10 protein-coding genes and 1 pseudogene are annotated in these 12,278 nt (G+C 61.1%); 3 read left to right on the top strand and 8 right to left on the bottom strand.

Annotation, left to right across the window (positions count from 1 at the left end; translation table 11 throughout):
• Nucleotides 1–98: 98 nt before the first annotated feature.
• From purU to PSH80_RS24705, 7 genes are all read right to left on the bottom strand, one after another.
• Nucleotides 99–956, bottom strand: a complete 858-nt coding sequence (purU, locus tag PSH80_RS24675) for a formyltetrahydrofolate deformylase (protein ID WP_057960830.1) — start codon at nucleotides 954–956, stop codon at nucleotides 99–101.
• A gap of 164 nt (nucleotides 957–1,120) precedes the next feature.
• On the bottom strand, nucleotides 1,121–1,753 hold the full coding sequence (locus tag PSH80_RS24680; protein ID WP_115129165.1) for a sarcosine oxidase subunit gamma: 633 nt from the start codon (nucleotides 1,751–1,753) through the stop codon (nucleotides 1,121–1,123).
• 125 nt (nucleotides 1,754–1,878) lie between these two features.
• The gene (locus PSH80_RS24685; protein ID WP_120734260.1) at nucleotides 1,879–4,896 is read right to left on the bottom strand and encodes a sarcosine oxidase subunit alpha; all 3,018 of its coding nucleotides are present in this window, start codon (nucleotides 4,894–4,896) and stop codon (nucleotides 1,879–1,881) included.
• Nucleotides 4,893–5,195, bottom strand: coding sequence for a sarcosine oxidase subunit delta (locus PSH80_RS24690; protein ID WP_057440270.1), 303 nt, complete (start codon nucleotides 5,193–5,195; stop codon nucleotides 4,893–4,895). The genes PSH80_RS24685 and PSH80_RS24690 overlap by 4 nt, the downstream gene beginning before the upstream one ends.
• Before the next feature lie 15 nt (nucleotides 5,196–5,210).
• Nucleotides 5,211–6,461, bottom strand: a complete 1,251-nt coding sequence (locus PSH80_RS24695; RefSeq protein ID WP_010207084.1) for a sarcosine oxidase subunit beta — start codon at nucleotides 6,459–6,461, stop codon at nucleotides 5,211–5,213.
• A 22-nt stretch (nucleotides 6,462–6,483) separates the two neighbouring features.
• Entirely contained in the window at nucleotides 6,484–7,737 is a 1,254-nt protein-coding gene (locus PSH80_RS24700) for a serine hydroxymethyltransferase (protein ID WP_057440269.1), read from the bottom strand.
• 236 nt (nucleotides 7,738–7,973) lie between these two features.
• Complete coding sequence (locus PSH80_RS24705) at nucleotides 7,974–8,702, bottom strand: TraX family protein (protein ID WP_120734261.1); 729 nt, start codon at nucleotides 8,700–8,702, stop codon at nucleotides 7,974–7,976.
• A gap of 90 nt (nucleotides 8,703–8,792) precedes the next feature.
• Between PSH80_RS24705 and PSH80_RS24710 the strand changes: the two genes are divergently transcribed.
• From PSH80_RS24710 to PSH80_RS24720, 3 genes and pseudogenes are all read left to right on the top strand, one after another.
• Nucleotides 8,793–9,833 carry a low specificity L-threonine aldolase gene (locus PSH80_RS24710; protein ID WP_032858640.1) on the top strand — a complete coding sequence of 347 codons (1,041 nt, stop codon included), beginning with the start codon at nucleotides 8,793–8,795 and terminating at the stop codon, nucleotides 9,831–9,833.
• A gap of 201 nt (nucleotides 9,834–10,034) precedes the next feature.
• A complete protein-coding gene (locus tag PSH80_RS24715) occupies nucleotides 10,035–10,235 on the top strand; it encodes a hypothetical protein (protein ID WP_057960834.1) in 201 nt (66 codons plus the stop codon).
• Nucleotides 10,236–10,314: 79 nt separating this feature from the next.
• Nucleotides 10,315–10,850 (top strand): annotated as a pseudogene (locus tag PSH80_RS24720) (transposase).
• Between the two features lie 125 nt (nucleotides 10,851–10,975).
• Here PSH80_RS24720 and gbcB read toward each other — a convergent pair.
• Nucleotides 10,976–12,076, bottom strand: coding sequence for a glycine-betaine demethylase subunit GbcB (gbcB, locus tag PSH80_RS24725; RefSeq protein ID WP_057440266.1), 1,101 nt, complete (start codon nucleotides 12,074–12,076; stop codon nucleotides 10,976–10,978).
• Between the last annotated feature and the right edge of the window lie 202 nt (nucleotides 12,077–12,278).

Below are 12,278 nucleotides of genomic sequence, written 5' to 3' on the forward strand. Positions count from 1 at the left end.
TTTTTGCGTTGTTTGTGAGGGCCTCATCGCGGGCAAGTCCGCTCCCACAGGGTTCACATATCACCCGGTGGGAGCTGGCTTGCCTGCGATGGCGTCAGTCAGAGCACCACCGTTCTATTGGCGTTCAAGAACACCCGTCGCTCAATGTGGTACCCCACCGCCCGCGCCAATGTCAGTCCCTCGATATCCCGCCCCTTGGCAATCAGGTCCTCGGGATAGTGGCTGTGATCCACCACTTCCACGCCCTGGGCGATGATCGGGCCTTCGTCCAGGTCGTTATTGATGTAATGCGCAGTGGCGCCAACCAACTTCACCCCTTTGTTGTATGCCTGGTGATACGGCTTGGCGCCCTTGAAGCCCGGCAGCAACGAGTGATGGATATTGATCGCCTTGCCATCCAACTTGCGGCACAGCTCCGGCGACAGCACTTGCATGTAGCGCGCAAGGATCACCAGTTCGGCCCCCGTCTCTTCAATCACTTGCCACACCTGGCGCTCTTGGGACGGTTTGTCATTGGGGTCGAGGGGGAAATGGTAGTAAGGAATCTGGTGCCAGTCGGCCAATGGCTTGAGATCGGGGTGGTTGGACACCACTGCGACCACGTCCATCGACAATTGGCCGATGCGTTGGCGGTACAACAGATCGTTGAGGCAGTGATCGGCCTTGGACACCATGATCACCACTTTTGGCCGGTAGTTCGGCGCCGTCAGCTCGAAGATCATGCCAAAGGCTTCGCCGCGGGTGGCCAGGCCATCGCGGAAACCTTGCTCGTCAAAGTCGTCGGGCTGGCGGAATTCCACGCGGATAAAAAAACGCCCGGAGAGGCGGTCATCGAACGAATGGTGCTCGGTGACGTAGCAGCCCTGCTCGAACAGATAGCGGGTGACCGCGTCCACCGTGCCGAGCACGCTGGGGCAGTCGGCGGTCAAAATCCATGTATCGGGTGCGCGGCTCATACTTGAATCCTCAGGCCTTTGTGGCGAGGGGGCTTGCCCCCGTTGGGCTGCGAAGCAGCCCTGAAATCAGCCACTCGGTTCTTTCAGAAAAACTGCAGTGACCTTACCGGGACCGCTGCGCGCTCCAACGGGGGCAAGCCCCCTCGCCACAACAGCCCATCTGCTCAGGCTTGGACACTCAGGCCGTATTCGGCCGAGGCATCCTGCAGCCACAACCACCAATAGTCCGAGAAGCTGCGACGAATCAGCAGTTCCCAGGTGTCTTCAGCGGTATGGCGGATCACCAGTTGCGACTTGGCGAACACCGTGCCCACGGCCTTGCCCACCGGGAAGTTGTCGGGGTGCACGTCGTAACTGGTGGATTTCATCAGCACATCGCGCACGTTCGGGCCACTCAGTTCGAGGATCTGCTGGCCGCCGCTGACGTTGACGATCTGGATATGCAAATCCCCCAGGGCCGCGCGCAGGTTTTGCTCGGCGGCGAATTCTTCACCACTCGGCACGATCAGCAACCATTCATCCGGGCCGAGCCATTGCAGGCTGGTTTCACCTTTGACGATCACGCTCAGGGCACCCGGCAGTTCGATGCCCAGGGCCTTGTGCACGCCAGCGGCGAACGCGGCATCGTGGCCATCGCCGCGCAGGGTCAGGTGGCCGAGGAGTTTCTTTTCACGTACGGTCACGCCGGCGTTCTTGCGCCCCTTGCCGACCAGGCTGGCGAGGTCGGCATGGTGCAGCGACGACTCGGCCTTGGCGCCGGTGGTGGGGCGTTGTTGGTACACATTGGCTGCGGTCATAAAGCACCTTTCTTGAATTCTGTTGTGCGGCTTCTGCCGCCATCGCGAGCAAGCTCGCTCCCACATTTCGGAATGCATTTCCCCAGTGGGAGCGGGCTTGCTCGCGAAGGCCGCACCTCGGTCTATCAGATGTTCTGGCGCTCGCCTTTCGGGTCAAAGAACACCGAAGACACAATCTCCGCTTCGATCACACTGCCATCCGCCTGCGGTGAGAACACCCGCTCGCCCATACGCTTCAAGCCGCCCTTGACCACCGCCATCGCAAACGAATAACCGAGGGAGTTGTGCGCATAGCTGGAGGTCACGTGGCCGACCATCTTCATCGGGATGCTCTGCTTCGGATCGAACACCAGCTGCGCGCCCTCCGGCAGCCACACCTTCGGATCAATCGGCTTCAGGCCCACCAGTTGCTTGCGCTCTTCACGCACGCAGTCTTCGCGGTTCATCCCGCGCCAGCCGATCCACGAGAACGGTTTGGTGCGGCCCACACACCAGCCCATGTTGAGGTCGTCCGGGGTCATCGAGCCGTCGGTGTCCTGGCCGACGATAATGAAGCCCTTCTCGGCCCGCAGTACGTGCATGGTCTCGGTGCCATACGGGGTCAGGTTGTACTGTTTGCCAGCCTCGACAATCTGTTCCAGCACGCCCATGGCGTAGTCGGCCTGCACGTTGACTTCATAGGACAGCTCACCGGTAAACGAGATACGGAACACCCGCGCCGGCACGCCGCCCACCAAACCTTCTTTCCAGGTCATGAACGGGAAGCCGTCCTTGTCCAGGTCGATATCGGTGACTTCGCTCAACAGCTTGCGACTGTTGGGCCCGGACAAGGTCATGGTCGCCCAGTGGTCGGTGACCGAGGTGAAGTACACCTTGAGGTCCGGCCACTCGGTCTGCTGGTAGATTTCCAGCCACTGCAGCACGCGGGCGGCGCCGCCCGTGGTGGTGGTCATCAGGAAGTGGTTGTCGGCAAGGCAGGCGGTCACGCCGTCGTCGAAGACCATGCCGTCTTCCTTGCACATCAGGCCGTAGCGCGCCTTGCCCACGTCGAGCTTGGTCCAGGCGTTGCTGTAGATGCGGTTGAGGAACTCGCGGGCATCCGGGCCTTGAATGTCGATTTTACCCAGGGTCGAAGCGTCCAGCAGGCCGACGCTGTCGCGCACGGCCAGGCATTCGCGCTTGACTGCCGCATGCAGGTCTTCACCGTTACGCGGGAAGTACCACGGGCGTTTCCACTGGCCGACATCTTCAAACTCGGCGCCGTTTTTCACGTGCCAGGCTTGCAGCGCGGTGTAGCGCACCGGCTCGAAGATGTGCCCACAGTGCCGGCCCGCTACCGCGCCGAAGGTTACCGGCGTGTAGTTGGGGCGGAACATGGTGGTGCCCATCTGCGGGATGGTCACGTTCAGCGAGCGGGCCGCGATGGCCAGGCCGTTGACGTTGCCCAGCTTGCCCTGGTCGGTGCCGAAGCCCAGCGCGGTGTAGCGCTTGACGTGCTCCACCGACTCGAACCCTTCGCGGGTCGCCAGTTCGATGGCGGCGGCGGTGACGTCGTTCTGCAGGTCGACAAATTGCTTGGGCGCCCGTGCAGTGGCTTTTTCGTGAGGCACCTGGAACAGGGCCAGGGTCGGCTCTTCCAAGCGCGTCAGGGCCTTGGGCAGCGTACCTTCCACCGGAGCAAACCCAGCCTCGCTGGCCGCGCGCACGCCGCCTTCAAAGCCATCGGCCAGGGAGTCACCCAAGCCGTAGACACCGTTGATCCCCCCCACGCACACACGTTTCTGCGGCGCTTCGCCCGGTACAAAACCGAGGATATCTTCACGCCAGGTCGGCTTGCCGCCCAGGTGCGAAGCCAAGTGCACCACCGGGCTATAGCCGCCGGAGCTGGCCACCAGGTCGCAGTCCAACCACTCGCCGGGGCTGGTGACCTTATGTGCTTTGACGTCGATGGCGGCCACACGGGCGCCGGTCACATGCTTACTGCCACGGGCTTCGATCACGGCACTGCCGGTGAGGATGCGAATGCCTTTGGCGCGCGCTTCTTCCACCAGCGCGCCGCGTGGGTTGTGGCGTGCATCGGCCACCGCGACCACGGTGAGGCCAGCGTCGAACCAATCCAGCGCCACACGGTAAGCGTGATCGTTGTTGGTCGACAGCAGCAGTTTTTTACCCGGCGCCACGCCGTAACGGCGCACGTAGGTCGAAACTGCACCGGCGAGCATATTGCCCGGCACATCGTTGTTGCCGTACACCAGTGGACGCTCACACGCGCCGGTCGCCAGCACCACACGCTTGGCACGCACACGGTGAATACGCTGGCGCACCACGCCAATCGGCGCACGGTCACCGAGGTGATCGGTGAGGCGCTCATGGATGGTCAGGAAGTTATGGTCGTGGTAACCATTGACGGTAGCGCGAGGCAGCAGCACCACGTCTGGCAGGGCCTTGAGCTCGGCGATCACACTGGCGACCCATTCGGTCGCCGGCTTGCCGTCGAGGTTTTCGCGCGAATCGAGCAACGACCCGCCGAACTCTTCCTGCTCATCAGCGATGATCACCCGCGCGCCACTGCGCGCAGCGGCCAGGGCCGCTGCCAGGCCGGCAGGGCCGGCGCCGACGATCAGCACGTCGCAATGGCGGTTCATGTAGTCGTAGGTGTCCGGATCGTTCTCGGTCGGCGAGCGGCCAAGCCCGGCGGCCTTGCGGATGTACTTCTCGTAGGTCATCCAGAACGATTGCGGGTACATGAAGGTTTTGTAGTAGAAACCCGGCGGCATCAGCTTGCCGCCGACCTTGCCGAGAATGCCCATCATGTCGTTGTTCACGCTCGGCCAGCCGTTGGTGCTGGTGGCGACCAGGCCCTGGTACAGCGCCTGTTGCGTGGCGCGCACGTTAGGGATTTGCGTGGCTTCGGTGGCACCGATCTGCAGCACCGCGTTCGGCTCTTCGGCGCCGGCGGCGAAGATGCCGCGCGGGCGCGAGTACTTGAAGCTGCGGCCGATGATATCCACACCGTTGGCCAGCAAGGCGGCAGCCAGGGTGTCGCCTTCAAAGCCTTTGTAGCTCTGGCCGTTGAAGGTAAACGTCAGGACTTTATTACGGTCGATGCGGCCACCGTTGGACAGGCGATTGATCTGGCTCATACCTTCTCTCCAGAAGCCTTGGCGGTGAATTGCGGCTGGGTACCGATCTTGTAGGTTTCAAGAATTTCGTAGGTCAGGGTGTCGCGGGTCGCGTTGAAGTACTGGCGGCAACCGGCGGCATGGATCCACAGTTCGTGGTGCAGGCCACGGGGGTTATCGCGGAAGAACATGTAGTCGCCCCACTCTTCATCGGTGCAGGCATTCGGGTCCAGCGGGCGCGGGATATGCGCTTGGCCGGAGGCATGGAATTCCTCTTCGGAGCGCAGTTCGCCACAGTGAGGACAGAAGATATGCAACATAGGGAATTTCTCCTGTTAGTGGGCGACGGCCGCAGCGCCGTGTTCGTCGATCAGCGCACCGTTGTGGAAACGGTCGATGGAGAAAGGTGCCGCCAGCGGGTGCATCTCACCCTTGGCCAGGCTCGCGGCAAACACGTTGCCTGAACCGGGGGTGGCCTTGAAGCCACCGGTGCCCCAGCCGCAGTTGAAAAACATGTTCGGTACCGGGGTCTTGGAGATGATCGGGCAGGCGTCCGGCGTGGTGTCGACGATGCCGCCCCACTGACGGTTCATGCGCACCCGCGACAGCACCGGGAACATCTCGACGATGGCCTGGATGGTGTGCTCGATCACCGGGTACGAGCCACGCTGGCCGTATCCGTTATAGCCGTCGATACCGGCGCCGATCACCAGGTCGCCCTTGTCGGACTGGCTGATGTACCCGTGCACGGCGTTGGACATGATCACGCTGTCGATAATCGGCTTGATCGGCTCCGACACCAACGCTTGCAGCGGGTGGGATTCAATAGGCAGGCGGAACCCGGCCAGCGAGGCCATATGCCCGGAGTTACCGGCTGTGACCACCCCGACGCGCTTGGCGCCGATAAAGCCCTTGTTGGTTTCCACGCCGATGCACACGCCGTTTTCCTTGCGAAAACCGATGACTTCGGTCTGCTGGATCAGGTCCACGCCCAAGGCATCGGCAGCACGGGCAAAGCCCCACGCCACAGCATCGTGACGGGCCACGCCGCCGCGCCGTTGCACGGTGGCACCCAGTACCGGGTAGCGGGTGTTTTTCGAGCAATCGAGGTACGGAATCTCGTCCGCGACCTGCTTGGCATTCAGCAGCTCACCGTCCACACCGTTGAGGCGGTTGGCGCTCACGCGACGCTCGGAATCACGGATGTCCTGCAGGGTGTGGCACAGGTTGTAGACGCCACGCTGGGAGAACATCACGTTGTAGTTCAGGTCCTGGGACAAACCTTCCCAGAGCTTCATCGCATGCTCATAGAGATGCGCCGACTCGTCCCACAGGTAGTTGGAACGCACAATGGTGGTGTTGCGTGCGGTGTTACCGCCGCCCAGCCAACCTTTCTCGACCACGGCCACATTGGTGATGCCGTGTTCCTTGGCCAGGTAGTAAGCGGTGGCCAGACCATGCCCGCCGCCGCCGACGATGACCACGTCGTAGACCTTTTTCGGGGTCGGCGTGCGCCACATCTTCTGCCAGTTTTCGTGATGGCTGAGGGAGTGCTTGAAGAGGCCGAAGCCTGAGTAGCGTTGCATAGGCATTACTCCAAAACCGCGCTCAGCGATAAACCGGGAAATCAGCGCACAGCGCAGACACGTGCTTGGCCACATTGGCCTCGACATCGGCGTCACCGAGGTTGTCGAGGATGTCGCAGATCCAGCCCGCCAGCTCCACGCATTGCGTCACCTTGAAACCACGGGTGGTCACCGCCGGGGTACCGATGCGCAGGCCCGAAGTCACGAACGGCGACTGCGGGTCATTGGGCACGGCGTTCTTGTTGACGGTGATGTGGGCGCGACCGAGGGCGGCGTCTGCGTCCTTGCCGGTCAGGCCCTGGCGGATCAGGCTGACCAGAAACAGGTGGTTATCGGTGCCGCCGGACACTACATCGTAGCCGCGTTTGATAAACACGCTGGCCATGGCCTGGGCGTTGTCGATCACCTGCTGTTGATACGCTTTGAAGCCTGGCTCCATTGCCTCCTTGAAGCACACCGCCTTGCCCGCGATCACATGCATCAATGGGCCGCCCTGGGCGCCGGGGAATACAGCGGAGTTGAGTTTTTTCTCAATCTCTTCGTTGGACTTGGCCAGGATCAAGCCGCCACGCGGACCGCGCAAAGTTTTGTGGGTGGTGGTGGTGACCACATCGGCGTAAGGCAGCGGGTTCGGGTACAGACCCGCAGCCACCAGGCCGGCGACGTGAGCCATGTCGACGAACAGCAGCGCACCGACCTTGTCGGCGATGGCGCGAAAACGCGGGAAGTCCAGTGTCTTGGAATAGGCGGAGAAGCCGGCAACGATCATCTTCGGCTTGTGTTCCACGGCCAGGCGCTCGACTTCGTCGTAGTCGATCAGCCCGGTGTCGGTGTTGATGCCGTACTGCACCGCGTTGTACAGCTTGCCCGACGACGACACCTTGGCGCCGTGGGTCAGGTGACCGCCGTGGGCCAGGCTCATGCCGAGGATGGTGTCACCGGCATTGATCAGCGCCAGGTACACCGCACTGTTGGCGGACGAACCGGAGTGCGGCTGCACGTTGGCGTAATCGGCGCCGAACAGTTGCTTGGCGCGCTCGATGGCCAGGGCCTCGACTTTATCCACATGCTCGCAGCCGCCGTAGTAGCGCTTGCCAGGGTAGCCTTCGGCGTATTTGTTGGTCAGGCCGCTGCCCTGGGCCTGCATCACACGCTTGCTGGTGTAGTTCTCCGACGCGATCAGCTCGATATGATCTTCCTGGCGCTGCTCCTCGGCATTCATGGCCGCCAGCAGTGCGTCGTCATATCCCTGGATCTGGTCTTGTTTGCTGAACATCGCGTCTCTCCCAGCCTTTCGTATTGTTGAGGCCCGTGCAGGGCCCTTTGATGCGATGGTAGGGCTGGCGCAGGCAGGTCAAATGCCTACGCACGCCACGCAAAGGTGCGTTTACGACATGGCCAGAACAACACTGAACAAATGTGGGAGCGGGCTTGCTCGCGAATGCGGTGTGTCAGGCAGCACATGCATTGGCTGGGCCACCGCATTCGCGAGCAAGCCCGCTCCCACAGGGGCTATGTGATGACCTTTCGAAGGAGTAGCAGCAGTAAGAAATGCGCGGGATAAAGTGCATACGCCCAGCGGCGCATGGCCGGGGGCGAGGCGCCTTGGGCATGTCGCAACAAGACCAATCCGGCCAGTGGCGCAATCAGGCAGGTGGCCAACCCGAACATCGCGACGAGATTGCCGCTATTGAGTAAGACCTGCCATTGATTGGCAGCTACACACACCAACCCCGGCAACACGCTGAAATACCAGGGGCGACTAAACACCAACAACATCGCCAGCGGCAGCAATACACCAAAAAAGCCGAACATCAGTTGCGCCGAGAACACAGCGCCGGCCAGCAGGGCAATCAGCGCCAATCCGCGGTCAAAAAGCGTCTTTTGCTGCCATCCTCGGGCAACCAGCAAACCCAGCGCCAAGGTCGGCAGCACATTCAATGTATCGGCATTGTCGATAAACAGCCGATACGGCACCTCGCTGATCACGCTGAACAGCAGCAGCCACCCCAGGTAACGCCATTGCCCGGTGACAGGTGCATCACGGACCCGCTGCAAATTGGCCGCAATCGCCAGGCAAAACCACGGGAACGCCAGGCGCCCCGGCACGTACAGGCCATCGAGGCTTAAACCGACATAGCGCAAGTGGTCCAGCACCATGCTCAATAGCGCCAGCCATTTGAGCAGGTCCAGCGCGCCATCGCGCTCGCGCTGTAAAGGAATCGTTTCAGTACCGTGCATAATTCCCCAGAGACTTTGCATTAACAGTGCGTGCGTGCGCCGGATATTCTTGGTTAAAGTGCGCACCAACATCGACCACAGGAACGGGCCATGACCGACAAGAGCCAACAATTTGCCAGTGACAACTATTCCGGTATCTGCCCGGAAGCCTGGGCCGCCATGGAGCTCGCCAACCAGGGCCATCAACGCGCCTATGGCGATGATGAATGGACCCACCGCGCCGCCGACGGTTTCCGCAAACTGTTCGAAACCGACTGTGAAGTGTTCTTCGCCTTCAACGGCACAGCGGCCAACTCCCTAGCCCTGTCTTCCTTGTGCCAGAGCTACCATAGCGTGATTTGCTCGGAAACTGCCCATGTCGAGACCGACGAATGCGGCGCGCCGGAGTTTTTCTCCAACGGTTCCAAGCTGCTCACCGCGCGCACCGAAAACGGCAAGCTGACCCCCGAATCCATCCGCGAGATCGCCCTCAAGCGCCAGGACATCCACTACCCCAAGCCCCGCGTCGTGACCCTGACCCAGGCCACCGAAGTGGGCAGCGTGTACACCCCGGATGAAATCCGCGCCATCAGCGCCACCTGCAAGGAACTGGGGCTGAACCTGCACATGGACGGCGCGCGCTTCTCCAACGCCTGCGCCTTCCTCGGCTGCTCGCCTGCCGACCTGACCTGGAAAGCCGGTGTGGATGTGCTGTGTTTTGGCGGCACCAAAAACGGCATGGCGGTGGGTGAAGCGATCCTGTTCTTCAACCACAAGCTGGCGGAAGACTTCGATTACCGCTGCAAACAGGCCGGCCAACTGGCGTCGAAAATGCGCTTCCTTTCCGCCCCTTGGGTCGGCCTGCTGGAAAACGACGCCTGGCTCAAACATGCACGCCACGCCAACCACTGCGCCCAGTTGCTCAGCAGCCTGGTAGCGGATATTCCCGGCGTGGAATTGATGTTCCCGGTGCAGGCCAACGGCGTGTTCCTGCAACTCTCGGAGCCGGCCATCGCGGCGCTGACGGCCAAGGGCTGGCGCTTCTACACCTTCATCGGCAAGGGCGGTGCGCGCTTCATGTGTGCGTGGGATACCGAGGAAGAACGGGTGCGTGAACTGGCAGCGGATATTCGTGAGGTGATGGGCGCCTGATCTCATCCGGCTTGCCGGTGTGGGCCTGATACTGGCGGAATGCCGAGACTATTTTTTGATATTTCTGACAGCACCCAGCCTGCTCTTCATGGGCTAGCCTCTTGGAACCCGCAAGGAAAGGCCACTGCACAGGCCACCTTGCGGGCCACACTGCCTGCCGAACTATCGGCCGGAAACGGAAATCCAGCAGAGGACTGCACCATGGAAAATCAAACCTTCGGCAACATCCTGCAAAGCGATACCCAACTCTCGACCACCCTCGTCGGCTGGGATGAATTCCGCAAACTGGCGAAGGTCGGTGACATCATCCAGGAACCTGGCCAGACCTTGAGAATCACCGAAAAAGTCTTCGAACCGACAGCTTCAGGCGAGCAATTCGCGATTCATATCTACGCCCGCTAACTTCCTGATCGCTGATCGTTCCCACGCTCTGCGTGGGAACGCCTCCCAGGACGCTCTGCGTCCCCTCAAGGATGAGCCTATGGGTAGAAGCCGCTACGTCATCACCGAGCCCGAAAAACCACACTTCCTGACATGTACCGTCATGGAGTGGCTACCACTGTTCACTCGTGACTACCTCGTCAGTCATCTTCTGGATTGTTGGCGATATCAACAAAACCACCACGCCCTCAACCTTTATGGCTACGTCGTCCTGGAAAACCACCTGCACTTCGTCGCTCAGGCGCCTGACCTGAGCAAATGCGTCAGCCAATTCAAATCCTTCACCGCTCGAACCATCATCGATGACCTGCACAGCAAAGGCGCTGAACGGGTATTACAACGTCTGCGCTTTTGCAGACGTGCACACAAGGTAGATCGGGTGTATCAACTCTGGCAGGAAGGCTCACATGCCGAGCTGGTATACAGCGAGGCGGTGATGCGCCAGAAGCTTGATTACATCCACCACAACCCAGTGAAGCGGGGTTATGTGGACCTTGCTGAACACTGGAGGTACTCCAGTGCTCGCAACTATTTGGGCATATGGAGGGGTTGATCGACATCCAGCGCTGGTATTGAAGATCGTTCCCACCCTCTGCGTGGGAACGCAGCCTGTGACGCTCCGCGTCACATCGCACACAAGGGACGCGGAGCGTCCCGGGAGGCATTCCCACGCGGAGCGTGGGAACGATCAGGGGGGGGTATTAGAACTCGATCCGCACATCGCCCTTCGGCACGCTGCAGCACGACAGGATGTAGCCTTCGGCTTCGTCTTCCTCGGTAATCCCGCCGTTGTGCTCCATCTCCACTTCCCCACCCAGTTTCATCACCTTGCATGTGCCGCATATGCCCATGCCGCAGGCCTTGGGAATCAGCAGGCCCAGCTTCGCCGCTGCCGCATGCACGGTTTCCCCGGGTGCCACACGAATGCTTTTGCCTGACGAGATAAATTCCACCTGGTGCAGATCCGCCAGGTCGATTTCCGGCGCATCGGCGGCCTGTTCGGCTTGTTCCACAGCATCGGCCCGCGCCTCCGGTGGCGTGGCGCCGAAGGATTCCTCGTGGTAACGGCTCATGTCGAAGCCATTGGCTTCCAGCAGGCGCTTGACCGCGTTCATATAGGGCGTAGGGCCGCAGCAGAACACTTCGCGCTCAAGGAAGTCCGGCACCATCAGTTCGAGCATTTTCTGGTTGAGGTAACCCCGATAACCGGCCCACGGCTCGCCCAGGCCGTGTTTCTCACAGATCAGGTGCAGGCTGAAGTTGTCGATGCGCGACGCCATATGCTCCAGCTCGCGGTGGTAGATGATGTCTTTCGGCGAGCGGGCACTGTGCACAAACACCATGTCGACATTGGCGTTGGTGTCGTAATACCAGCGCGCCATGGACATCACCGGGGTGATACCCACGCCGCCGCTGAGGTACAGCACCTTGGGGTTGCTGAAGTCGATGGCATTGAACAGCCCGACCGGCCCGTGTACCGCCAGCTCCTGGCCTTCGTGCAGGGTGTCGTGCAACCAGTTGGAGACCTTGCCACCCGGCACGCGCTTGATCGTCACCGAGAAGCTGTAGGGCACCGATGGCGAACTGGAAATGGTGTACGAGCGCATGATCGGCTGGCCGTCGATCTCCAGCTCCAGGGTGACGAACTGCCCCGGCTTGAAAAAGAACAGGATCGGCTGGTCGGCCATAAAGCAGAAGGTGCGCACATCCCAGGTTTCCTGGATGACTTTGACGCAACGGACGATGTGCCGACCATTGGCCCAGGTCTGGGTGGTGACAGGATTCAGGAAGCTGTTGGACATGCTGTTCTCCACGGCCGTAGTTCGGCTTGATGCTGGCGATTCTGCGTAACGCCGCGACCTGCCATTTACCTATCTGCGACATTCGCATACTTATCGCGACCAGCCCCCATACCACTGGGGTTGCGCGTCGGGAACAGAGTGGGCCATGTCGTTAATGGATAAGGTTGCGGGCATCACCGGGCCCACACTCGCAGCCAACAAC

The organism is Pseudomonas sp. FP818 (assembly GCF_030687335.1).
Taxonomy (GTDB): Bacteria; Pseudomonadota; Gammaproteobacteria; order Pseudomonadales; family Pseudomonadaceae; genus Aquipseudomonas; species Aquipseudomonas shahriarae.